Origin of the sequence: Winogradskyella sp. 4-2091 (assembly GCF_045765065.1) — a bacterium.
GTDB lineage: Bacteria > Bacteroidota > Bacteroidia > Flavobacteriales > Flavobacteriaceae > Winogradskyella.
The window spans coordinates 25,573-49,508 of the sequence record NZ_JBJKOD010000018.1 but is presented as its reverse complement, the minus strand read 5'-3'; the positions used below and the strand labels follow the sequence as shown (position 1 = coordinate 49,508).

The 23,936-nt window shown below is 31.9% G+C and carries 20 protein-coding genes; 12 read left to right on the top strand and 8 right to left on the bottom strand.

From position 1 onward, the window contains the following. Nucleotides 1-500: 500 nt before the first annotated feature. The 3 genes from ACJBCC_RS16225 to htpG all read right to left on the bottom strand — a co-directional run bounded on the left by ACJBCC_RS16225 (nt 501) and on the right by htpG (nt 4,913). A complete protein-coding gene (locus ACJBCC_RS16225) occupies nt 501-1,073 on the bottom strand; it encodes a Crp/Fnr family transcriptional regulator (RefSeq protein WP_407557793.1) in 573 nt (190 codons plus the stop codon). A gap of 149 nt (nt 1,074-1,222) precedes the next feature. Then, nucleotides 1,223-2,878: a serine hydrolase gene (locus ACJBCC_RS16220; protein WP_407557792.1), complete on the bottom strand. Its 1,656-nt coding sequence runs from the start codon at nt 2,876-2,878 to the stop codon at nt 1,223-1,225. Between the two features lie 124 nt (nt 2,879-3,002). Beyond that, nucleotides 3,003-4,913 carry a molecular chaperone HtpG gene (gene htpG, locus ACJBCC_RS16215; protein ID WP_407557791.1) on the bottom strand — a complete coding sequence of 637 codons (1,911 nt, stop codon included), beginning with the start codon at nt 4,911-4,913 and terminating at the stop codon, nt 3,003-3,005. 170 nt (nt 4,914-5,083) lie between these two features. Here htpG and ACJBCC_RS16210 point away from each other — a divergent pair, with 170 nt between their 5' ends. Continuing rightward, entirely contained in the window at nt 5,084-6,094 is a 1,011-nt protein-coding gene (locus tag ACJBCC_RS16210; protein WP_407557790.1) for a 3-oxoacyl-ACP synthase III family protein, read from the top strand. Nucleotides 6,095-6,399: 305 nt separating this feature from the next. On the opposite strand, the gene ACJBCC_RS16205 is transcribed toward ACJBCC_RS16210, so the two are convergent. Further along, nucleotides 6,400-8,844 (bottom strand): outer membrane beta-barrel family protein, encoded by a 2,445-nt coding sequence (locus ACJBCC_RS16205; RefSeq protein ID WP_299103313.1) that lies wholly within the window; start codon nt 8,842-8,844, stop codon nt 6,400-6,402. A 90-nt stretch (nt 8,845-8,934) separates the two neighbouring features. Here ACJBCC_RS16205 and ACJBCC_RS16200 point away from each other — a divergent pair, with 90 nt between their 5' ends. Next, on the top strand, nt 8,935-9,297 hold the full coding sequence (locus tag ACJBCC_RS16200) for a CoA-binding protein (RefSeq protein WP_299103315.1): 363 nt from the start codon (nt 8,935-8,937) through the stop codon (nt 9,295-9,297). Here the strand turns inward: ACJBCC_RS16200 and ACJBCC_RS16195 are convergent. Next, nucleotides 9,294-10,826: a sodium:solute symporter gene (locus ACJBCC_RS16195; RefSeq protein ID WP_299103317.1), complete on the bottom strand. Its 1,533-nt coding sequence runs from the start codon at nt 10,824-10,826 to the stop codon at nt 9,294-9,296. The genes ACJBCC_RS16200 and ACJBCC_RS16195 overlap by 4 nt on opposite strands. Before the next feature lie 77 nt (nt 10,827-10,903). Between ACJBCC_RS16195 and ACJBCC_RS16190 the strand changes: the two genes are divergently transcribed. From ACJBCC_RS16190 to ACJBCC_RS16170, 5 genes are all read left to right on the top strand, one after another. Next, on the top strand, nt 10,904-13,438 hold the full coding sequence (locus tag ACJBCC_RS16190) for a VPS10 domain-containing protein (RefSeq protein WP_299103319.1): 2,535 nt from the start codon (nt 10,904-10,906) through the stop codon (nt 13,436-13,438). An 81-nt stretch (nt 13,439-13,519) separates the two neighbouring features. Next, nucleotides 13,520-14,137, top strand: coding sequence for a recombination mediator RecR (gene recR, locus ACJBCC_RS16185; protein WP_299103321.1), 618 nt, complete (start codon nt 13,520-13,522; stop codon nt 14,135-14,137). Between the two features lie 7 nt (nt 14,138-14,144). After that, entirely contained in the window at nt 14,145-15,245 is a 1,101-nt protein-coding gene (locus ACJBCC_RS16180; RefSeq protein ID WP_407557789.1) for a glycosyltransferase family 2 protein, read from the top strand. A gap of 90 nt (nt 15,246-15,335) precedes the next feature. Beyond that, nucleotides 15,336-16,757, top strand: a complete 1,422-nt coding sequence (locus ACJBCC_RS16175) for a dihydrolipoamide acetyltransferase family protein (protein ID WP_407557788.1) — start codon at nt 15,336-15,338, stop codon at nt 16,755-16,757. Nucleotides 16,758-16,959: 202 nt separating this feature from the next. Beyond that, nucleotides 16,960-17,646, top strand: a complete 687-nt coding sequence (locus tag ACJBCC_RS16170) for a hypothetical protein (protein WP_407557787.1) — start codon at nt 16,960-16,962, stop codon at nt 17,644-17,646. Between the two features lie 138 nt (nt 17,647-17,784). Here the strand turns inward: ACJBCC_RS16170 and ACJBCC_RS16165 are convergent, their stop codons facing one another. From ACJBCC_RS16165 to ACJBCC_RS16155, 3 genes are all read right to left on the bottom strand, one after another. Beyond that, a complete protein-coding gene (locus ACJBCC_RS16165) occupies nt 17,785-18,336 on the bottom strand; it encodes a hypothetical protein (RefSeq protein WP_407557786.1) in 552 nt (183 codons plus the stop codon). A gap of 11 nt (nt 18,337-18,347) precedes the next feature. After that, on the bottom strand, nt 18,348-18,806 hold the full coding sequence (locus tag ACJBCC_RS16160; RefSeq protein WP_299103331.1) for a hypothetical protein: 459 nt from the start codon (nt 18,804-18,806) through the stop codon (nt 18,348-18,350). 176 nt (nt 18,807-18,982) lie between these two features. Continuing rightward, on the bottom strand, nt 18,983-19,582 hold the full coding sequence (locus ACJBCC_RS16155) for a hypothetical protein (RefSeq protein WP_299103333.1): 600 nt from the start codon (nt 19,580-19,582) through the stop codon (nt 18,983-18,985). 201 nt (nt 19,583-19,783) lie between these two features. Here ACJBCC_RS16155 and ACJBCC_RS16150 point away from each other — a divergent pair, with 201 nt between their 5' ends. The 5 genes from ACJBCC_RS16150 (at nt 19,784) to ACJBCC_RS16130 (ending at nt 23,791) form a co-directional block, all read left to right on the top strand. Beyond that, nucleotides 19,784-20,560, top strand: coding sequence for a 3'-5' exonuclease (locus ACJBCC_RS16150; protein ID WP_299103335.1), 777 nt, complete (start codon nt 19,784-19,786; stop codon nt 20,558-20,560). Nucleotides 20,561-20,596: 36 nt separating this feature from the next. Next, nucleotides 20,597-21,499 (top strand): carboxypeptidase-like regulatory domain-containing protein, encoded by a 903-nt coding sequence (locus ACJBCC_RS16145; RefSeq protein WP_299103337.1) that lies wholly within the window; start codon nt 20,597-20,599, stop codon nt 21,497-21,499. Between the two features lie 90 nt (nt 21,500-21,589). After that, nucleotides 21,590-22,201, top strand: a complete 612-nt coding sequence (locus ACJBCC_RS16140) for a fumarylacetoacetate hydrolase family protein (RefSeq protein WP_299103339.1) — start codon at nt 21,590-21,592, stop codon at nt 22,199-22,201. Continuing rightward, on the top strand, nt 22,202-22,543 hold the full coding sequence (locus tag ACJBCC_RS16135) for an Hpt domain-containing protein (RefSeq protein WP_299103341.1): 342 nt from the start codon (nt 22,202-22,204) through the stop codon (nt 22,541-22,543). Next, nucleotides 22,544-23,791 (top strand): competence/damage-inducible protein A, encoded by a 1,248-nt coding sequence (locus ACJBCC_RS16130; protein WP_407557785.1) that lies wholly within the window; start codon nt 22,544-22,546, stop codon nt 23,789-23,791. Nucleotides 23,792-23,936: the final 145 nt, after the last annotated feature.

The window sequence follows — 23,936 nt, the reverse complement described above, 5'->3', positions numbered from 1 at the left end:
TTTCCTATTCTAATTTATAATAATCTTAGAAGTAACTAAATTTTAATGTTGAATAGATTAACTCTAATTTAATGTCAAGTGGTTTAGTTTTTTACATTATAGAATTCTACTTCTCTTAAAATATTGGTTAAATTTTGGATTTTAATTTGTCCATGTTTTATTCATTTTTCATAATTATTTAGCTGCGTTAAGACTATAATTTACCTGATGTATTATAACCATAACATCCTATTGTAATAAAAGGAGATTATTCTTTTAGGATTCATAGTTTTCATTGTTTACCAGAAATTGATTCAGCTTTATTAAAGGCAAAAATGGAATAGATAATATAGATTAAGGTCTTATTTACGGTTAAATTAAACAAAAAAAAGCGCAAGTCTATACAACTTGCGCTCTCCAGCTATTAATCTTAGGGTAATAAGGGATATTACCTTGTTAGGACTGCAAAAATAGAACTATAAATGATGTTAAATATTGATGTATGGTAAGAAATCGATGCCTTAAGATAATTCTTTTCTAATACGACTTAAACTTTCTGTAGTTATTCCCAAGTAAGAGGCAATGTGGTAGTTTTTGATACTCTTTTCTATTTTGGGATACGTTTCAATAAAATTAATATAACGCTCCTTCGCAGGTTTTGATAGGTTAATTAGAATTCTTTTTTGAAATGCCGTAAAGGCTTTTTCGAGTTTTACTCTAAAAAAATGATCCACTTTAGGCATTTTAGAATACATATATTCTTTATCCTCTCTAGAGATTCTATATAAGGTAGAGTCTTGTATGGCTTCAATGTTTAAGATAGCTTTGCCACCACTGAAAAATGCAGTGTAGTCGCTAATCCACCAATCGCTAATCCCAAATTGAATGGTATATTCTTTACCTTCTTTATCAACGTGAAAGGTTCTCATACAGCCATCTACAACATAATATTGATAATTGACAAGGTCACCTGCTTTTAGTAAGATATCCCCTTTTTTAATTTTTACTTTACGAAACACAGATTTTACAATCTTAATTTCTTCATCTGTAAAATTAAGCTCGTCAAAAATCTTATTTATGTACGTAAAATCCATTACTACCGTTTAATGAATATAAAATTACGTAAAACCTTTTAAATGAGTAGTTTAATTCGTTGTGGGATATAAAAATAGGTTTATCAGACAAAGTGTAAAAAACCACTTTTAATTAACAAAGTGGTTTGTTTGATTCTTTGGACTGATAATTAATTAATTTTCTTGGCGACAGATTCTTGTCCGCCTTGATATAGTGTGAAACTTTCAATATCGTCTTTTTCAGTTTTATTAAACTTTACTTTAAGCGCTGATACCTTAGCAAAAAACGTGGTTTCATCTTCTGCGAAAAGTTCAAATTTACCTTGACCTGTAGCTTGTCCAAATATTTGGCTGTCTTCAACTGTAATCTCCACAACAAAATTTGGAGCTAATTCATATTTACCAATATATTTTTTTAAGAGATCATTAGATAATGATATTTCTTTTCTGGCTTTAGGCATTGCCTTGTCTATTTCTATTCCAATATTTTCCTTGTCAGTGATGAAAATGGCTTGTCGTTTTCCGTTCGCTGTCTTTGAGAATTTATATTCTATATTTCCTTCTTCAAACATAAAATGGTTTTCAGATAATGGGAAAATTTCGAATACAGTGTTGGTTTCAGATTCTCTCATGCTGCTAAGTTTTCCGTCCTTCATAAATATATGTCTTATAGCACCATCTTCAAATTCGTATGCGCCAACCCATTGTTTTAGCTTTTTCTCAGAAACTTTGACCACATCATTCATTGTAGGATAAGGTTTGCCGATAGCTGCAGCGGCTAAACTTTGAGTGACAGCACCAATATCGTTGCAGCTACAATTACTAAGACCAATAACATAGAGGTCTTCTTCAATAAGGTATATACCATTAGTAGAAGTACCAAAAATTCCACCGCTATGCGTGTAACCTTTAGACCCTTTTAAATTAAATTCACCAAGACCATAACCATAAGAAATATGCTCTCCATCATTGAGATTAGAACCATTAATTGCTTTTTCTAATGTTGATGCTTTAATAAATGTGTTATTAGTAAGTGCATTTTGCCATTTTAACATATCTTCTACAGTAGAGGTTAAGGAACCCGCAGCATGAGGTATAGTCATACTGAGGTAACTAGCGTTAACAAAACCAGAAGGTTCTTCTTCATAAGCCTCAACTCTGTTTTTAACTAATTCTCTATTATTTCCATATCTAGAATTATTCATGTTAATACGCTCAAAGATGTTTTTCTCAATATAATTTTCATACGTATCTCCAGATAATACTTCTATGATTTTACCTAATAATACATAACCAGAATTATTATATTGATAAGCTTCGCCTGGATCGAAATCCATGGGTTCATTTTTAAAATAATCAATTAACTCATCTAGAGTAAAGTCTTTTCTAGCCACTTCTAATAAATTACCAATGCCTGTATAACTTTTTATACCAGACGTATGATTTAGTAAATGATGCACAGTAATGGTTTTTCCATGCGTAGGATAATCTGGTATGAACTTAGTAATAGGATCATTTAGACTTAGTTTTCCTTGCTCTTCTAACATTAAAATGGCTACGGCTGTAAATTGTTTAGTTATTGAGGCTAACATAAACACGTTCTCAGGAACCATATCTACATTGAGTTCTAAACTCGATTTGCCAACCGCTTTTTTATAAATGGTTTTGCCATTTTTGGCAATTAAAATTGTTGCACCAGGAGCATCAGGATTATCATAAAATTGAGATACGATTTCATCGAATTGTGCGGTGTTGTTTTGAGCAAATGTTGCTGTTGTAAATACAAAACTTAAAAGGAGTAATGAGATAGTTTGATTGATTTTCATTTTTCTGAAGATTGATTAATACTAATAAGACGATTCTCAGAAGATTAAGTTACAAAAAAACCACTTTGAATTAACAAAGTGGTTTTAAATATTTAAGAAACTGAAACAAGTTCAGTAAAAGAGATTATTTTATCATCTCATAACTACGCTTAATAAAGCTTGTTAACTCTTCGCCTTTTAAAAGCCCTTGAGATAAACGTGCTAAATCTAAACTTTGAGAAATTAAACGTTCTTGTTTCTTCTTAGTTTTAGTACCTAATATTTCGCCAACTAATTCAGAGTTTGTGTTAACGATAAGGTTATGAATTTCTGGCATGTTACCAAACATATTCATTCCGCCTCCACCAGTCTGCTGCATTTCTTTCATTCTACGCATAAATTCTGGTTGTGTAATAATAAATGGAGACGCATCGCTATCCATAGCTTCTAACTGAATTGAGAATTTTTCAGAAGGAATTACTTCCTTTAAAAGTGTATCTAATTCTGTTTGTTGCTCATCTGTTAATTTAGAAATTGTGTTTTCGTCTTTCTTAATTAAATTGTCAATATGATCACCATCAACTCTAGCAAAAGAAATATTTTCTTTAGTAGACTCTAATTTCTGAATTAAATGCGAAACAATAGGAGAGTCTAACATCAATACTTCATAGCCTTTAGCTTTTGCAGCTTCGATATAAGAGTGTTGCTGATCTTTATTTGAAGCGTAAAGGATTACAAGTTTACCATCCTTGTCAGTTTGGTTTGCTTTTATCTTGTTGAATAATTCGTCATACGTAAAGAATTTACCATCTACTGTAGGGTAAAGTGCAAATGCATCTGCTTTTTCAAAGAATTTTTCTTCAGAAAGCATTCCGTATTCAATAACGATCTTAATATCATCCCATTTTGCTTCAAAATCTTCGCGATTGGCGTTAAATAAAGACTTTAATTTATCTGCAACTTTACGAGTAATGTAAGATGAAATTTTCTTAACTGCACCATCTGCTTGTAAGTAAGAACGAGATACGTTTAATGGAATATCTGGAGAATCGATAACACCTCGTAGCATTGTTAAAAATTCAGGAACAATACCTTCAACATTATCAGTTACGAAAACTTGGTTTTGGTATAATTGAATTTTATCCTTCTGCATGTTCATATCATTCGTCATCTTAGGGAAATATAAAATCCCTGTTAAGTTGAATGGATAATCTACATTAAGGTGAATGTTAAATAATGGCTCTTCAAACTGCATTGGGTACAATTCTCTATAGAAACCACTATAATCTTCATCTTTCAATTCTGATGGTTGTTTTGTCCAAGCCGGATTAGGGTTGTTGATTATACTATCTACCGTAATTTGTCTATGTGGCTCAGTTGTTTCTTTACCGTCAGCATCTGTTGTAGTTGCTGGTGTAAACTCAGGATCGTTAATTTCCTTAGTTCCAAATTTAATTGGAATAGGCATAAACTTGTTATACTTATTAAGTAATTCACTGATTCTAGACTCTTCTAAAAACTCGGTAGAATCTTCTGCGATATGAAGAATGATCTCTGTTCCTCTAGATTCTTTATCAGATTTTTCTAAAGTAAATTCTGGAGAACCATCACACGTCCAATGTGCAGCATCTGCTCCTGTGTGAGATTTTGTAATGATTTCAACTTTCTCCGCAACCATAAAAGCAGAATAGAAACCAAGACCAAAATGGCCAATGATTCCAGAATCTTGTGCAGAATCTTTGTACTTATCTAAAAATTCTTCAGCACCAGAAAAGGCAACTTGGTTAATGTATTTTTCAACTTCTTCAGCTGTCATACCTAATCCTTGATCAATGATATGAAGCTTTTTACCTTCTTTATCAATCTTTACTTCAATCTGTGGATTTCCGTATTCAGATTTAGATTCACCTATGCTTGTAAGGTGTTTTAATTTTAGTGTGGCATCCGTACCATTACTAATAAGCTCACGTAAAAATATTTCGTGATCACTGTATAAGAATTTTTTAATAAGCGGAAAGATGTTCTCTACCGATACATTAATACTTCCTTTTGTCATGATATATAGTTTTTTGTATTATTAATTTTAATATTTAGCTTTAGTCAAATAAAATACCAAGACTTAAAAAGTGACAAACTGACACAAGTACTATGCGTGCATAACGAATGTAAATTCTAATAAATGGTAATCGTATCTTAAATATTAAATTGCAGTACTAAATAATAACTATGTACAATTCAAAAATAATAGGCTTAGGCAAATATGTGCCAGATAATGTTGTCACTAATGATGATCTATCAAAAATGATGGACACTAATGATGAGTGGATTCAAGAACGCACTGGTATTAAAGAACGTCGTTGGGTAGAAAAGGGTAGTGGAGACACTACAGCTACAATGGGAGTGAAAGCAGCGAAAATTGCTATTGAGCGCTCAGGATTAGATAAAGACGATATTGATTTTATCATTTTTGCGACACTAAGTCCTGATATGTATTTTCCAGGTCCAGGCGTACAAGTACAACATGCCTTAGACATAAAAACCGTTGGCGCCTTAGATGTACGTAACCAATGTTCTGGTTTTGTATATGCCATTTCTGTAGCAGATAATTTTATTAAAACAGGAATGTATAAAAACATTCTTGTCATAGGCAGTGAATTGCATTCTCATGGATTAGATAAAACCACGAGAGGACGAGGCGTTTCTGTTATATTTGGAGATGGTGCAGGCGCTGCTGTTTTAACTAGAGAAGAAGATACAACGAAAGGTATTTTATCTACACATTTACATTCTCAAGGTGAGCATGCCGAAGAGTTGGTCTTGGTTGCTCCAGGAATGGGTAAACGTTGGGTAAATGATATTTTGGCTGCAAACGATCCTAATGACGAAAGTTATTTTCCATATATGAATGGGCAATTTGTATTTAAAAATGCGGTTGTTCGTTTTAGTGAAGTCATTATGGAAGGTTTAATGAAAAATGAATTACAGGTTGATGATATAGATATGCTTATTCCGCACCAAGCGAATTTGCGTATTGCACAATTTATACAACGTAAGTTTAAATTAAACGACGATCAGGTATTTAATAATATTCAGAAATACGGAAATACTACAGCAGCATCCATCCCAATTGCGTTAACTGAAGCTTGGGAAGAAGGAAGAGTAAAAGAAGGCGACACCGTTGTATTAGCAGCTTTTGGTAGTGGTTTTACTTGGGGAAGTGTAATAATAAAATGGTAGTACAATATTTTAATTAAATTAGAATTTTAAGTATAAAAAAGCCCAAGCAGAATGTCTGTTTGGGCTTTTTCGCTATTAACCAACCTTAACTAATCACTATTATAAACTAAGTTTATAATTCCCATGATAAAAAAAACTTATAATAATGAAGACGTAATAGTTGCCATTTTATTTCAATGAATATTACATTTAACTTGTATTTAACAAAAATCCTGATATGTCCAAAGACCATCAGGATTTTCTTGATTTAATAGTTGAGTTCTAACACTAACCATCAACATTTTTGTCAACTATTAAATACTATCTTAAAACATGCCACCATCTTGCTTTACATCATTATCTCTTTGTTTACGCGATTTTGCTCTGTACTTTCCTCCACCAAAACGGTACGATAAGCTTGTTGTAATTTGTTGGCTCTCCCAGTTAAACTGTCCACGTTGGGCATAAGGTCTTTCTCCATCGAATTCTGCATACATAGTATCAAAAATATCGTTGTAACTTAAGCTGAAGTTGGCTCTGCCTTCCATAAAGTTATAGCGCATTCCTAGGTTGACCATTAACATATCATTCATTTCAAATTGAATATTCTTGTTTTTTGAGCGGTACATTCCAAATGCAGAAAAACTAAGACTCTTACTCACTTTAAAATTATTGAATGCTCTGGCACTCCAAGCTATATTATCGACTTCAACTGTATTTAAAACAATATCTTGGTTGGTGTCAAAAGATTCAGCTAAACTCTTTTGTGTTTGCGAATACAAATCAAAACTAGCATTTACGCTCCACCATTTTGTAGGTCTGTAATTTGAAGATACTTCTATACCGTAAGACGTAGTATTGTCAAAGTTTAAATTGGTAAATATTAAACGGTTAACATCAGTTCTGTCAATTAAGATAGCTTGTTGAATTTCGTCTTCAATAATTCTGAAGAATACACCTGCCGTAATACTCCCTTTTTCAAATTGTCTAGTATAGTTTGTTTCTATAGAATTAGTAAATTGAGGACGTAATTCTTGATTTCCAAATTCTGAAATTAATGGTGTGCTCCAATTAGGTAATGGGTTTACTTGTCCTATTCCTGGTCTATCTATACGTCTACTATAACTAAATTGATACGAGTTTTTCTCAGAGGGTGAATAGGTTACAAATGCAGATGGATATAATTCAAAATAATCATTTGTAAAAGGAATATTTAATTCTTCACTAGAATCTAAATCTTTTTTAAAGGCATCAGAATCTACATTTACAGTTTCTGCCCTTACGCCAAACTGATAACTCCATTTTTCTAACTTTTTACCATAAGTGGCATATGCAGAATAAATATTTCTGGTGTAATCAAAAAGTGTTGTTGTTGGTATGTATGTACCTGCTTCGTTTTGTTCTCTTGCATCAGATTCGTAAAAGATGCTGGTGTCAAATAAACGTGCTTGTAATCCCAATTCAAATTTTACAGACTCTGATAATGGATTAACATAATCTAAATTAACAGTTGTACTATTTCTATCAATATCAGTATCTTCTATAAAATCTGGACGTTGAGAGCTAAAAAACACATTACTGTTATCCACCAAACCTTCATAAATATTATGATCAACTTCTAATTCTATATTATGACCTTCTTTATCAAAATCATGCTTATAATTAAAGTTGTACTGTTGAGAATCGTTTTCGTTTATGCCACTTAAGTATTGAGATTCATCAAGTGCATTGTTAAATAAATAAGCAATATTAGAGTTAACATTAGTTTCTCCATTAAAAATATTTTGATTTGTAAATATTGAAATCGTGTTTTTATCGTTTAGGTAATAATCCAGTCCAATTTTAAATAAATGAGATTTGTTGTCATTAAGAATATCAAAATTTTGTTGAATGTCTTGTTCTATTCTATTTATGTAACCGTAGTTTACGTTTCTCCTAATGTTATTTCCATATGAGCCATAAAAGTTAATTTTCCCGTTACGGTAATTAGCATCGATAGAGCTATTGAATTTAGCTTCAATATCATGAGCTAAACCAACATTAATATTACCATTAAAACCAATTTTAGTGTTTTTATGAAGTACAATATTAATTATACCACTCATACCTTCAGGATTATATTTAGCAGAAGGATTTGTGATTAATTCAACACTTTTTATAGAGTTTGATGGAATCTGTTTTAGCAATTGATCAGCAGGTATATTAGAAAGTTTGCCGTCTACCATGACCCTAACATTTTGGTTGCCACGCAAGCTTATTGATCCTGTCTGTTGGTCTACACTAACTGATGGTAAATTGTTCATCAGTTCACTAGCCGTAGCTCCAGCGGTTTGCAAATCTTTACCAATAGTGATGACCTTACGATCTACTTTTTGTTGAATTGTAGAGACATCTGCAACAATGGTCACTTCATCTAAACCTGTAGATTCTTCTTCGAGTTTAATATCTCCAAGATTAACTTTATAATTTCCTTTTCCGAGAGTAACGTTATTATTTATTGTTTTAAAACCAACAAATTGAATGGATACAATAATTGTACCTTCAGGTATATTTTCAATTTCAAATGTTCCGTCGTCTTTAGTGATACCACCTGTAATTATTTTATTGTTATTGTCTTTTATAACCACGTTTACATATGGTAATGGCTCATTAAGTTGCGCGTCTATAACGCGTCCATATACAGAACCGTTTCTTATATCGTCATTAGAATTGGGTTGGGCTGATGCTATTACCGAAAATAAGAGCATGCAGAGAAGCATAATTGATTTCATTTTGATTGATTTTGATAGTTTGTTATAGAATAGACGACTAACTTTACAGTATGTTACTCAAATTATTTACGTTAACATCATTTTAACATTATGAACAAAACCACATTAGTTATTGGCGCATCTTTAAAGCCACAACGTTACTCAAATAGAGCTATTAGAAAATTAAGACAATACAATCATAACGTGAAAGCACTTGGGTTACGAAAGGGTGACGTTGAGGATGTAACAATTGATACTGAATTAATGCCATATGTAGATTTAGATACTGTAACATTATATCTAAATCCTATGCGTCAAAAATCCTACTACGATTATATCATAAATTTAAAACCATTGCGTGTCATTTTTAATCCAGGAACAGAAAACCCTGAATTCTATAATCTTTTGAAACAAAATTCCATTGAATTTGAAGTAGCTTGTACGCTAGTACTATTAGCGACAGATCAATATTAATTTTTTCTTTTTGAAATTATTAGAAGCCCTAAGAAAGTAATTAAACCATTTAATGGTAATATCTCCCAATGGAAATTGTAATAATTATTCTGGGCATATATAGCAGCACATTCCCAAGCAGACTTGGTACAATTCTCTATAGATAATCTTTGACTGTAGGCTAAATAAGTTGGTATAAGCGTAACGCAATAGGTTAATAGGATAGAAACTAAGCCAACTACCCATACATATTTATCTTTAATAGAAGTTTTAGTTAAAATACCGAAAGCAAAAAGTCCTAGTAATGGTCCGTAAGTAAAAGTGGCGAATTTAAAAAGGTTACTTACGACACTGCCTTCTAAAGAATTGAAAATAATAACCACAATGATCAATAGCAAAGACACTGCAATATGAACCTTTTTACGTAATGGTTTTTGATCTTCAATAGGTTTCTTTTCAATGTTTAAAAAATCTATCGAAAATGACGTAGTTAAGGACGTTAATGCAGAATCTGCACTACTGTAAGCTGCTGCGATTAGGCCAATAATAAAAGTTATGGCTAATCCCTTACCTAAGCCTTGGTTCATAGCAATTTCTGGAAATAATAAATCAGTTCTGGTAACGCCATCTAATTTAGGAATTGTAACATTAAACTGATCTGCGTAGATAAAAAGTAAAGCACCTAGTGTTAAGAAAACTACATTTACAATTACCAGTAAAACTGACATTGAGAGCATATTCTTTTTAGATTCATTAGCGTTTTTACAAGTTAGATTTTTTTGCATCATATCTTGGTCTAAACCTGTCATGGCAATGGTTATAAATATTCCGCCAATAAAGTATTTCCAAAAATTAATTTTACTGTTGATGTCATCAAAATAAAAAACTTGACTCTTATTTTTAAACGTTTCTTTTGTGAATGTTTCTGCTAATGTCCAATCTAATTTATTCAGAATTAAAATAATAGCGACAATCACAGATGTTAGCATCGCAACGGTTTGTAAAGTGTCTGTCCAAATAATTGTTTTAATACCACCTTTATTGGTATATAGCCATATAAGTAAAATAGAAATAACCACTGTTACCCAAAATGGAACTCCTAAACTTTTAAAGACAATATATTGCATAGATAGCGCAACTAAATACAACCTAAAAGCAGCACCAGTGACACGTGAGAGTAAAAAGAAAAATGCACCAGTTTTATAACTTACTATACCAAAACGTTCTTCTAAATATTGATAAATAGATGTCACATTTAAACGGTAATACAGCGGAATCAAAACGAAAGCAACAATCAAATAACCAACAAAAAAACCAAATACGCCTTGCATATAGGCAAATTCTTGGCCCTTCACTAAACCTGGAACTGAAATAAAAGTTACGCCAGATAAAGAAGCTCCAATCATCCCAAAAGCGACTAAATACCAAGGTGCAGATTTATTGGCTTTAAAAAAAGCGGCATTAGAATCTTCTTTACCAGTGAAATAGGAAATTAAAATTAGTAACCCGAAGTAACAAGCAATTAATATTAAAATGGATATAGGAGACATGGTAAATTGAATTAGTGGTAATATTTTTGAAAAGTAGTACATTTGGTAAAATAGAATGCTTGAAAAATTAAATTTTTATGAAAAAATATACTTTCCTATCCGTATTTTCCATGTTCTGTTGTGTTTTGATTGCACAAGATTTTAAAGAACTTATAGCCGAAGGAACTCATACAGTTGAAGATATTGTAACTGTAGCTGAAAGTCATTTTGATTCGGTCGGTAGAGAACGAGGCAAAGGTTATAAACCGTTTAGACGTTGGCAATATTTTGCAGAACGCGCTATGAATGAAAATGGTATGCTAGAAACACCAGAGTTTTATTTCAATGAGTTAAATACTTATAACTCTAATATAAATAATGAAGGGTTTATTGCAAAAACTGTTGTGGGATCTTGGGAAGAAATGGGACCAACGTATTGGAATGCAACTTCAGGTTATAATCCTGGTGTTGGTAGAATTACCTCAGTTTCCGTAGATGAAAGTAATTTAGATCATATAATTGTAGGTAGTGTAACTGGTGGTGTTTGGAAAAGTTTAGATGGCGGAACAACATGGACAGTACTAACCGATGATTTAGCAAACATAGATGTATATGCTTTAGCTATTGACCCAAATAATAGTTCTCATTATTATTGGGGAACGACTAACGGTTCAATTTTTAAATCTGAAGATGGTGGTGCTACATGGACGTTACATGGCTCTGTTTCTGGTGGAACGGTAAATAAAATTTTAATCCACCCAACAGATCCTTCAATTATGTATTGCAGTTCTCAAGGTAGTGGTTTGTATAAATCTACTGATGGAGGACAAAATTGGAGTTCAATTTACTTTGCTGGTGTGTCAAATGGTTATGATGTTAGATTTAAACCAAACGATCCAAGTGTAGTTTATGCTTCGGGAAGTAGTTTTTATGTGTCTTCAAATGGAGGTACTAGTTTTACAAAAGTTGATGGTGTATCACCAAATCAGTTTAGTTCTGGTCCAAAAATGATTGGTGTTTCTCTAAATGACCCATTAGTAGTATATGTATTAGAAGCCGAAAGTGGAAAATTTGGTGCCTTGTATAAATCAACTGATAATGGAAGTAGTTTTACAAAATTAAATCATGACGGAAGAAATTATTTTGGTTACGATACAGCAGGTGTTGACGATAGTGGTCAAGCACCAAGAGATATGGCTATAGCTGTAAATCCTAATGATGTAAATGATGTTCATATAGCAGGAATTAATACATGGCGATCAACCGATGGAGGTTTAAATTTTAATATTTCTTCTCAGTGGACACCAAATAATGCCAATAATCAAAACATTGGTTATTGCCATGCAGATGTAGATTTGTTAGAGTTTGTAGGTTCTGGTGCAAATGTTAAGTTGTTTGTAGGTTCAGATGGCGGCATTTATAAAGCTGATAACCCAACCGTTGTGAATAGTACCTATTATACGGATTTAACGGCTGGTTTAGGGATTAGACAATTCTATAAAATTGGTATAAGTCAAACCACACCAGTTGTTGTTACAGGAGGTTCTCAAGACAATGGGTCTTCAGTTTTAGGTGCAAATGGTAATTGGACAGATTGGTGGGGAGCAGATGGCATGGAAGGATTTGTAGATAAAAACAATACTCAAATTATCTATGGTACGTCTCAATATGGATCTTTTGTAAAGAGTTTTAATGGAGGTTCTAACATTACGTATTTAACACAACCAGATGATAAAGGAGGCGATTCTAATTGGAATTGGGTAGTGCCATTTGAGCAAGATCCAATTTTACAAGATGTAATTTATTGTGCATTTGATGAAGTTTATAAGTCAATAGACGGAGGGCAAAATTGGGTGTCTATTTCTCAAAATTTTTCAAGTGATATAGATCACTTTAAGATAGCTCCGACCGATAGTAATAAATTGTATTTATCTATAAATGGTGCATTTTGGTATTCATTAGATGGAGGTGCTAATTGGATGCAATCGACGGCTAATTTAGGAGGTGGACAAATTAATAGTATTGCTGTTCATCCTGAAAACCCTGACAAATTAGCAATAGCAACTACTAATAATCAAAAGGTGTATGTCAGTAGTGATAATGGAGTGTCTTGGACATCCATAAAATGGGATTTGCCTAATTTTTCATCTCAGGCAGTTGCATGGCAAACAGGTTCCTCGGATGGTCTATATGTTGGTATGAATTATGGTGTCTATTATACAGATAACACCATTGGTGATTCTTGGACATTATTTAATAACGGATTACCAAATGTTAGAATAAACGAATTAGAAATTAATCATTTAGAAGGTAAGTTGTATGCTGCCACATATGGTAGAGGTTTATGGCGAACTAACTTATATCAAGAATCACTGAGCAACGATTCTTTTGAAATGGATGAATTAGCCATGTTTCCAAATCCTGCTTCTAGTGCAGTGAACTTAAAATGGAAGTCAGGAGAAACAGTTGCTGTTAGAATTTATAATTCTTTAGGGAAATTAGTATTCTATTCTAAAGCAACAGATTTATCTAATGGTTATAAAATTGAAACGTCAGCCTTAGAAACGGGTGTTTATTTTGTGAAATTAAATTCTACAAAAGGCGCACTGACTAAAAAGCTAATTATAAAATAAAGGTATTTAAATAGTGAAATTTAAGTTTGCAAGGCGTAATCAATCACATTTTTGTGCCTAAAAAACTTTACCTTTGCACTCATGGAATTTTCATCAAAACTCTTAGAAAATGCAGTCAATGAGGTCTCTCAATTACCAGGTATTGGCAAGCGAACTGCATTGCGTTTAGTATTACATTTATTACGTCAGCCAGAAAGTCAAACGTTTCAATTAGCAAATGCAATTTCTAAGGTAAGGGCCGAGATTAATTTTTGTAAATCTTGCCATAATATTAGTGACAAAATTCTATGTGAAATTTGTGAAAATCCTAATCGGAATAGCGAGCTTATTTGCGTGGTAGAGGATATAAGAGATGTAATGGCTGTAGAAAACACAAGTTCATTCAAAGGTCTATATCATGTTTTAGGTGGTAAAATTTCTCCTATGGATGGGATTGGTCCTCAAGATTTAAATATATCATCATTGGTAGAGAAAGTAAAAGAAGGCAAAGTAAAAGAATTAATTTTTGCTATGAGTCCAACCATGGAAGGTGATACTACTAACTTCTATATCTTCAGACAAATTCAAGGTTATAATGTTTCTACGTCAACCATTGCTAGAGGTGTTGCGGCTGGTAATGAATTAGAATATACAGATGAAGTTACATTAGGTCGCAGTATTATAGACCGTGTACCATTTGAGACGTCACTAAAATCTTAAACAATATTTGAAGTTATCGGTTGTCATACTAAACTATAATGTACGCTATTTTTTAGAGGCGTGTCTAAAAAGTGTTGAAGTGGCCATTGCTAGTATTGATGCGGAGATTATAGTCATAGACAACAATTCTTCAGATGATAGTTGTGAAATGGTTAAGCAACTGTTTCCTTCAATAAAGCTAATTGAAAATAAAGAGAACTTAGGTTTCTCAAAAGGTAACAATATTGGTGTGGCTGAGGCGAAAGGTGAATATCTTTGTATTCTTAATCCAGATACTATTGTTGCAGAAAACACTTTTATAAAACTTTTAAAATTTTCTAACGCAAAGCAAAATCTAGGTATTGTTGGATGTCAACTTATAGACGGAACAGGGAATTATCTTCCAGAAAGTAAACGTAATGTACCAACGCCTAAGGTAGCATTAAAAAAGGTTCTTGGTAAAGTCGATGATTATTATGCAAATAATATAGACAGTGATAAAACTGGTAAAGTTGATATCTTAGTAGGTGCATTTATGTGGCTGAAAAAAGAGGTTTATGAAGCGGTTAAAGGTTTTGACGAATCTTATTTTATGTATGGAGAAGACATCGATTTATCATACAAAATCAAAAAAGCAGGCTACGATAATTATTACTTTGGAGAGACTACAGTCATTCATTTTAAAGGTGAAAGCACTTTTAAAGATGCAAAATACGCTAAGCGATTCTATGGTGCAATGCAGATTTTTTATAAAAAGCATTTTAAGCAGAACATGCTTTTTAATTTTATAGTTTGGTTAGGTATTAAGATGGCGCGAGTTACAAGAAAACCACAAAAGTCATTAAATTATAGCTCAGACAGAACTTATCTGTATGCCAAATCAATTAGTCAAACCTTAGAGAATCAATTGCCTAAGCCAATTGAAGTAATGGACTCAATTGCTGGAAACGTAAAAGGCAAAAGCACCTTAATATACGATTTAAATTTGTTTAAAACGACTGAGGTTTTTAATGATATGAAAGAGAAATCTAAACAAGAAAAGATTGTTTTTAGATTTATGCCAAAAAGCAGTAAATTTATCCTCGGAAGTGATAGCGCTACAAATAGAGGTGAAGTGTTACATTTCTAGGTTGTAATTATTGAATAAAAATCAGTTATTGATATGTTTTTTTATTAATTTTGCAATCGATTATAAAATAAAGACCTTCAAATTAAATATATGTCAAAGTTTGAACTTAAGTTACCTAAAATGGGAGAGAGTGTTGCAGAAGCAACTATAACCTCATGGCTTAAAGATGTTGGAGATGCAATTGAAGCAGATGAAGCTGTTTTAGAAATAGCTACGGATAAAGTAGATAGTGAAGTTCCTAGTGAAGTGGATGGTGTTTTAGTAGAAAAACTATTCAATGTTGATGATGTAGTGCAAGTAGGTCAAACTATCGCTATAATTGAAACAGAAGGTGGTGAATCTATAGAAGTGAAAGCACCAGCTGCAGAACCAGAGCGTGTTGTAGAGCCAGAAGCTCCTAAAGCAGTTGCAGAGGTATCGCAAACTGTTGTAGCTGCAAAAGCATCTGTAGACCCAGTAGTTTCTACAGAAGATCGTTTTTATTCTCCATTAGTAAAAAATATAGCAAAACAAGAAGGCATTTCTCAGGCCGAATTAGATTCTATAGCAGGATCAGGAAAAGATAATCGTGTTACAAAAAATGATATAAAAGCTTATTTAGAATCTCGAAATTCAGCACCAAGTAAGCCACAGCCTCCAGAGGCAGTTGCTCTACCAAAGGTTGAGTCTAATGAAACAAAGAAGGAACAAGCTGTAAATAATCAAGTAGATACGCCAAAAAGCAACTCTCAACCAGCTAAAGAGAAAGCTAAAACAGAAAAACCTGCAAGCAAACCAGTAGAGAAACCAATTGAAGTATCAAATGGTGATGAGATAATTGAAATGACCAGAATGGGGAAACTCATTTCTAAATATATGGTAGATTCAGTACAAACGTCTGCACACGTGCAATCGTTTATTGAAGCCGATGTTACTGATATTTGGAACTGGAGAAAGAAAATTAAGGACGACTTTATGAAGCGCGAAGGTGAAAACTTAACCTTTACGCCAATCTTTATGGAAGCTGTAACCAAAGCTTTAAAAGAATTTCCGATGATGAATATTTCTGTACAAGGTGATAAAATCATTAAAAAGAAAGCCATTAATGTTGGTATGGCAGCTGCTTTACCAGATGGTAATTTAATAGTACCTGTTATTAAAAATGCGGATCAGTTAAATTTATTCGGAATGGCAAAACGCGTTAACGATTTAGCTAGCAGAGCCCGTTTAGGTAAATTAGATCCAGATGATATACAAGGCGGAACATATACTGTAACCAACGTTGGTACATTTGGTAGTATAATGGGAACACCAATTATTAATCAACCACAAGTTGGTATTTTAGCTTTAGGTGCCATTAGAAAAACACCAGCCGTTATTGAAGGACCACAAGGCGATTATATTGGTATTCGTTATAAAATGTATTTATCGCATTCTTACGACCATAGAGTTGTTAATGGTGCACTTGGAGGTCAATTTGTAAAAGCCGTGAAAGATTATTTAGAAGGTTGGGATGTTAATCGTGAAATCTAAATTATAGAGAACAGACTAATTTCATAATATAAAAGAAAAAAGCACAGTTTTAGAACTGTGCTTTTTTTATGGTTTTATGATATTTTATTTAATAATTCACTGATAAAAAATACAAAATTTGTATTACAGCTAAACATTGTATGTATAGAGTCGACTTCTCACATTTTATTCGTCTAAATTTGATTGAATTTAAAATTGATTTATGAAAAAAGGTTACTATTTATTAATATTTATGTTGGTTACGATATTTACGTATGGGCAAGAGATTAATTTTCAGAAAAATGAAAGCTATATTGCTCGTAAGCATAAACTAATACAAAAATTAAATGTAAGTGGTCATAGTTTAATTTTAGAAAGTGAAAGAAAAAAGATAAAGCAAGTAGATATATTAAATGAAGACTATTTGGAGAGTATTATTATTGATAGCACCAAAGGAAGAATTAATCTTAAGAAATTAGCAATAGGTAACTATGTAATACAAGCAAGAATTGGTAGAAATTGGATTGTTATGTACATAGAGAAAACAACAGGTATTTACAAAAGTTTAAATATAAAAGCTGAGTTGAAAGAAAAGAGTTCAGAAAAAGAATTATTTGAAGAAGACAAAATGTATTGGGTGGTGTATGAAAGTAATTCACAATTTTCATCGCAAAAAACAATGGGCTTAAAATACGTGGATGAGATACAAGAAATGATTTCTAAAGTTAAATTAGAATTGAAAACGGAAGATGGGAAATATAATAAGTTAATTGTGTATGAAGTGTATAATAAACCAATGTTTATGAGAAGACAGCTTAGAAATAAAAAATATTATAAATCAAGAAAATCAAAATTCTTTAATACGAAACCTTTATATAATTTAGAAATTGAAATAGTAGATAAATCTTAATTTTAAAAAATCTATCATAATTAAATAAAAGCACCGTTAATAAAACTGTGCTTTTTTTTATGATTCTTTTGATGTGTCTTGTCCTGAAATATTGCTAAAGGTTAAAATTGATTTTACGCTGATAATTTGTATACCATATTAGGTGTTTTGCACAATTTTTTTTATTTCCAATATTACCAAAGTCAGAATAGTCATTATTACTCCTTGTAGAATTATCATTCCAATTCTAAATGAGAATAAATCTATTAATTCAAAATTTTCATTTTCTGGCAAATAATCTCTATGAAAACTTGTCACAATTATCACAAAACGCTCTAAATACATTCCACTTTTCATTCCAAATGCGACTAAAAGTACATACCAAAATTTTGATGCTAATTTTTTAATAAGTAAAGTCAGAGGCAAAATTAAAGCGGATAAAAACATTATCCAATATGCCAAAGCATAAGGTCCAGTTGCTCGATTAATAAAAGCGTATTCATCAGGATTCATAGCCATTCCTATTAGATAGAACGTAAAGGTGACTATTGTATAAATAATTATTGTCCAACGAATTAAATTAAGCGTTTTTTTTGTTTCAAATCGGTTTTTGAAAAAGAGTTCGACAAGTGTTAAAGTCATAATTATTGGAATCAGACAATGAATCAGGTTCGCATCAACCATTTCAATTATACTTTTATATAACTCCATTTTTTAGTTATTCATATTTTGAAATCCCAAGTTGATTCAAAATTCCAATGACTTTTGTTAATAGGAATTGGAAAACTTTGGTCATGAATTATATCATAAGTATTGAGGTCAACTCTCCAAGTCAAAGTTTGTAATTCTGAATATTCAGTTTGAAAATGGACTTTTGATTCAAGCCATATTAATTCAGATAATAATTTTTCGTATTTAATAAGCCATTCTTTTAATTCATATTCTACTGATTTTAGATTTGAACCAAAGTGAATGATTCGGCCAGAATATTCTAAATTCGGTCGATAAATTTCATTATTATGATTGCTGGTAATAGCAAACATTTCTTTTGAAAGTGGTGGCCATTCATCATTGTTTTTTAGATTTCCAATTACTTTATGATTATGGCTTTTAACTTTGTTTTTTATTGGACTTTTCCAAAAATCCATTTCTTCAATATAACCATATAATGTGGTTCTCATTCCCATAGATTATCGACTTATCGATGTTTTCTTAAATTATGCACAACGTGTTTGTGTATGATTTAGTTGCGTGTTTTAAGCACTAAGGTTAGCAAATAACTCACAGATAGAAAGCCTGCGAGGACTTTCGTAAGTAGGCTATAACTAGCAATGATATACACGGTGTTGTAGGTAGTTTACTCTTCAAATACTAAATCAATATAAGGTATTCCAAAATAGAATAATTGCTGAGATGATTGACTTCCGAAAGTTGCGCTGGTAATTATTAAATTATTATTGCTAATTGGAAAATTCAAGTCATCATTATTAACGTTTTTTACTATTCGTCCAATAAAAATTGTAATATCATTAGTCGAATTATTTTGAACTCTTTTGATTGTATATGAGTTTCCTGAAACTAAATTTACAGGATTAATAGCTACATACTCTGTTATAGAGGATGAAAAAGTATGATTTTCAGAATATAATAGCATGTCGTTCGTGTTGTCATAGATTTCTATCAAATATGGATAAGTTTCAAAAGAAGGTTGGCTACTATATCCGATTTTGCAAATAGATTCATTTGATAAGACTTCAAATGTATAAGCATGATTAATTACATCAAGTGTTATTTCTTCTTGATTATTTACATCCATTAATAAATCAGTATAGAGTTGATTAAAAGTAGTGTTTGACGAGTCACATAATTGATTTTGTTCCGAATCATTGTCGTCATCATTATTACAAGAATTGAAAAAACCAATCGCGATTATAAATAAAATTATTTTTTTAAACATATTCTTCTTAGTTAAGTTATTGTATAGAGCATTCGGTTCTCAAATTACCTACAATTCACTGATAAAAAAAACGTTTCAATGTTTTTTATCAAGCGTTAAACGAAGTTAGCTTTTTTATTTTACGAAGCCAAGTCAGCTTTTTCTTTCTTACTAAGGCTATTCTACATATTCTAATTATCTTTGATTATCAAAACAAAAACAATGCAACTCAATTTAACAAAACCAATCTGTTTTTTCGATTTAGAAACTACAGGAATCAATATATCTAAAGATCGAATTGTAGAAATTTCAATATTAAAAGTACATCCTAACGGAAAAGAAGAAGCTAAAACTTGGGTTGTAAATCCTGAAATGCCAATACCTGCAGAGGTAACGGCTATTCATGGGATTTCTGATGCAGATGTGGCAGATAAGCCTACATTTAAAGCACTATCAAAAGAAATTTATAATTTAATAAAAGATTCGGATTTAGGAGGATTTAATTCTAACCGTTTCGATATTCCTCTTTTAGCGGAAGAAATGTTGCGTGCAGAAGTAGATTTTGATATGAAAAATACACATTCCGTAGATGTGCAAACCATATTTCATAAAATGGAACAGCGCACATTGGTCGCAGCTTATAAATTCTATTGCAATAAAGACTTAGATGATGCGCATAGTGCAGAAGCAGATACTAAAGCGACTTATGAAGTTCTGAAAGCCCAATTAGATCGCTATGAGGACCTAAAGAACGACACTAAATTTTTGGCAGAATTTAGCTCGCGTAAAAAATTCGCTGATTTTGCTGGTTTTTTAATTTTTAATAAAGAAGGCGAAGAATGTTTCTCGTTTGGTAAACACAAAGGAAAGCGCGTGGTTGATGTTATGGAAAAAGAACCAGGTTATTTTGGCTGGTTACTAAATGCGGACTTTCCATTATATACTAAAAAGGTTCTAACGGCTATTAAATTACGCCAGTTTAATAATAAATTGGGCTAAAATGTCTGCGATAGTAGCAATCTTATTATTTATAGTATGAAGCTTTTGTTTTTATTAATTCCCATTATAACTTTTTCTCAAGAGCAAATAGCTAAAGGTTTCGTTTTAGATAAAGTTTCTAACGAACCTATTCCTTATGTAAATATTTCTATTCTAGATTCTCAAATAGGCACATCTAGTAATGAGGATGGTAGCTATTCGCTAACAATAAGAGATAAAGATTTAGAGAAAACTGTAAAATTGTCTTCATTAGGCTACGAAAGTAGTGTAATGCCTATTTCTCTATTTTTAAAGACTGGAGAAGTTTTTTTGAATTCCTTAGTGGAAAAATTAGATGAGGTTGTAATCTCTAAAAAGTTTGAGGAAAAGACTAAGATAATTAATGAAATCAGAGAAGAAGACCTGTGTCAAGGTTATAGTTCGCATGCTGAAAATCCTTGGATATTAGCATTGTATTTTCCATATGATGAAGCATATGATACAACAGATTATTTAAAGTCTATTAGATTTCATTTCGGAAATTTTAGAAATAAAAAAGCGAAATTTAGATTGCGTGTATTTTCTATGGGTAAGGATAGCCTTCCAGATAAAGATTTACTAAAGGAGAGTGTTGTTGTAAGTTTAAAAAAGAAACAAAAAACTGTAGATATTAATATTTCAGATTATAATGTCATATTTCCTAAAAATGGTTTTTATGTTGCTTTTGAATGGTTATATATACCTTACAATGAGGTAAAAGTAACTTATGTCGATGGTCCAAAAAATAAAAATAAACGAAAAGGTATAAAGTATGCACCGACTGTTTCTGGTATTTGTGCAGAAGAAGGTGAATTTAAGTTATCTATTTATAACGCTGGTAAATGGCGCTTTTATGCAGCGAATAAATATAAAAGTGATAAAAAAATTATTCCAGCAATATCATTAACTTTGTCTAATTAAAAAGCTGTTTATCATTCCGCACTTGATTCGGAATCCACGGAAAGTATAAAGTTCAATTAAATAAGGTTCCTGCCTTCGCAGGAAATAGATATGAAACTAATCTGTATAGGTCGTAATTACACAGACCACATAAAAGAACTAGAAAACGAAAAGCCAACAGATCCTGTGATCTTTTTAAAGCCAGACACTTCTATTTTATTGAAGAAACAACCGTTTTTTATTCCAGATTTTTCAGATGAGGTTCATCATGAAGTGGAAGTTTTAGTGAAAATCAATAAAGTAGGTAAGTATATAGATAAGAAATTTGCACATAAATATTATGATCAAATTGGGCTTGGTATAGACTTTACAGCTAGAGATCTTCAAGCAAAACTAAAAGCTAAAGGATTGCCATGGGAAAAGGCCAAAGCTTTTGATGGAGCAGCAGTAGTGGGTAAATGGTTATCAAAATCGAAATTTCAACATATCGATAACGTTAATTTTAGTTTAAAAAAGAATGATGAGGTAGTTCAAAGCGGAAACACAGAATTAATGCTTTGGAAAATAGACGAAATTATAGAATATGTATCAAAATATTTTACTTTAAAAATTGGAGATATTATATTTACCGGAACACCTGCAGGAGTTGGAAAGGTTTTTGCAGAAGATCGACTAATAGGATACCTTGAGGACGAGGAAATGTTTTCAATAAAAATTAAATAAATGGCACAACATTATAAATTAGATAGAGTAAGAGAAATGGCTGATAACGATGAAGATTTCGTTGCAGCTATAGCAGCCGCATTTTTAGAAGAAGTACCAGAAGACGCTGAACGTTTAAGAACAGCAGTGCCTGCTAAAGATTATAAAGAAGTTTACCAAGCCGCTCATAAAATGAAACCAACCATAGATTTATTTGAATTGGGTGTTTTAGACACTTTAATTGAAGTGCAAGATTGGGGAAAGTTTGAACAAACAGATAAGAACGTAGATGAGCAACTTATTACAGTATTAACAGCTGTAGATAATGCAGTTACTGAAATTAAAGCCGATTTCGGATTGTAAATGCAAGCAGAGATTATAACCATTGGCGACGAAATTCTTATTGGCCAAGTTGTAGACACAAATTCCGCATTCTTAGGTACGGAATTAAATAGAGTCGGTATTTCTATTTATCAAATTACATCTATTCAAGATGAAAAATCTCATATTCTTAAGGCACTTAAAGAAGCTGAAGAAAATGCAGATATCATAATCATTACAGGTGGCTTAGGACCAACTAAAGATGATATTACTAAGCATACAATTTGCGAATACTTTAATGATACATTAGTAGAAAACGAAGATGTATTAGAGCATGTAAAACAAATATTTCTAAAATATAGTTCAGCACCACTTTTAGAAGTAAATAAGCAGCAGGCTTTAGTGCCATCGAGATCTACAGTGTTGATGAATCATAATGGTACTGCACCAGGAATGTGGTTAGAGAAAAATGGAAAAGTATTTGTTTCACTTCCAGGTGTGCCTTATGAAATGAAAGCGCTTATAACAGAACAAGTGCTTCCTAAACTAAGAGCACAATTTAAGTTTCCATATATATTGCACAAAACAATATTAACCTATGGTAAAGGAGAAAGTGCTTTAGCGGAAGAGATTTCAGATTGGGAAGATAATTTGCCAAGCTATATTAAGTTAGCATACTTGCCTAGTTTAGGTCGTGTAAGGTTAAGATTGTCGGGAAAATATGATGACAAAAAAGCACTTGAAAAAGAAATACAGAATCAAGTCAATTTATTACTACCTCAAATTGAAGATATTTTTGTAGGATTTGAAGAAGACCAATCTATTGAAGCTTTAATAGGAGAACAATTCACTAAAGCAAATAAAACACTGGCAGTAGCAGAAAGTTGTACAGGTGGAAGAATTGCTCAGTCGTTTACAGCAAATGCAGGTGCATCAGCATATTTTAATGGTAGTGTGGTAACTTATGCTACAGCTTCTAAAGTAAAAATTCTAAATGTTTCTGAAGCTATTATAGAGAAACACTCCGTAGTAAGTAAGGAAGTAGCGGAAGCTATGGCAGAAAATGTTAGAATTTTGTTTAATAGTGATTATGGTATAAGTACTACTGGTAACGCAGGTCCATCTAAAGGAGATTCAGAGGCCGAAGTTGGTACAGTGTGGATTGCCATTGCAACAAAAGATGGTGTATATTCAGAAGTTTATAACTTCGGAAACTTGAGAGAGAAAGTAATTGGGAGAGCTACAAATAAAGCTTTTGAAATGCTTCAGAAACTTTTTTTGAAAAAGTAGAGTTTTATGTTTGTTGAAACGTAAAGTTTTATTAAATTTGCACCCTGTTTAAAATATCCATGTTCGGATTTTAGATTCTTAATAGTAGTGTTTACAGGCAATACTGTAGAAAACAGCAAGATAATTAAGAGTTAACAGAATTACA

Excerpts from the sequence above, each read along its gene's own strand:
- ACJBCC_RS16200 (WP_299103315.1), top strand. The coding sequence starts at position 8,935 with ATGAACAAAACCACATTAGTTATTGGCGCATCTTTAAAGCCACAACGT.
- ACJBCC_RS16155 (WP_299103333.1), bottom strand. The coding sequence starts at position 19,582 with ATGTTTAAAAAAATAATTTTATTTATAATCGCGATTGGTTTTTTCAAT.
- ACJBCC_RS16225 (WP_407557793.1), bottom strand. The coding sequence starts at position 1,073 with ATGGATTTTACGTACATAAATAAGATTTTTGACGAGCTTAATTTTACA.
- ACJBCC_RS16145 (WP_299103337.1), top strand. The coding sequence starts at position 20,597 with ATGAAGCTTTTGTTTTTATTAATTCCCATTATAACTTTTTCTCAAGAG.
- recR (WP_299103321.1), top strand. The coding sequence starts at position 13,520 with ATGGAATTTTCATCAAAACTCTTAGAAAATGCAGTCAATGAGGTCTCT.
- ACJBCC_RS16150 (WP_299103335.1), top strand. The coding sequence starts at position 19,784 with ATGCAACTCAATTTAACAAAACCAATCTGTTTTTTCGATTTAGAAACT.
- ACJBCC_RS16140 (WP_299103339.1), top strand. The coding sequence starts at position 21,590 with ATGAAACTAATCTGTATAGGTCGTAATTACACAGACCACATAAAAGAA.
- ACJBCC_RS16195 (WP_299103317.1), bottom strand. The coding sequence starts at position 10,826 with ATGTCTCCTATATCCATTTTAATATTAATTGCTTGTTACTTCGGGTTA.
- ACJBCC_RS16130 (WP_407557785.1), top strand. The coding sequence starts at position 22,544 with ATGCAAGCAGAGATTATAACCATTGGCGACGAAATTCTTATTGGCCAA.
- ACJBCC_RS16135 (WP_299103341.1), top strand. The coding sequence starts at position 22,202 with ATGGCACAACATTATAAATTAGATAGAGTAAGAGAAATGGCTGATAAC.
- ACJBCC_RS16210 (WP_407557790.1), top strand. The coding sequence starts at position 5,084 with ATGTACAATTCAAAAATAATAGGCTTAGGCAAATATGTGCCAGATAAT.
- ACJBCC_RS16160 (WP_299103331.1), bottom strand. The coding sequence starts at position 18,806 with ATGAGAACCACATTATATGGTTATATTGAAGAAATGGATTTTTGGAAA.
- ACJBCC_RS16220 (WP_407557792.1), bottom strand. The coding sequence starts at position 2,878 with ATGAAAATCAATCAAACTATCTCATTACTCCTTTTAAGTTTTGTATTT.
- ACJBCC_RS16205 (WP_299103313.1), bottom strand. The coding sequence starts at position 8,844 with ATGAAATCAATTATGCTTCTCTGCATGCTCTTATTTTCGGTAATAGCA.
- ACJBCC_RS16170 (WP_407557787.1), top strand. The coding sequence starts at position 16,960 with ATGAAAAAAGGTTACTATTTATTAATATTTATGTTGGTTACGATATTT.
- htpG (WP_407557791.1), bottom strand. The coding sequence starts at position 4,913 with ATGACAAAAGGAAGTATTAATGTATCGGTAGAGAACATCTTTCCGCTT.
- ACJBCC_RS16175 (WP_407557788.1), top strand. The coding sequence starts at position 15,336 with ATGTCAAAGTTTGAACTTAAGTTACCTAAAATGGGAGAGAGTGTTGCA.
- ACJBCC_RS16165 (WP_407557786.1), bottom strand. The coding sequence starts at position 18,336 with ATGGAGTTATATAAAAGTATAATTGAAATGGTTGATGCGAACCTGATT.
- ACJBCC_RS16190 (WP_299103319.1), top strand. The coding sequence starts at position 10,904 with ATGAAAAAATATACTTTCCTATCCGTATTTTCCATGTTCTGTTGTGTT.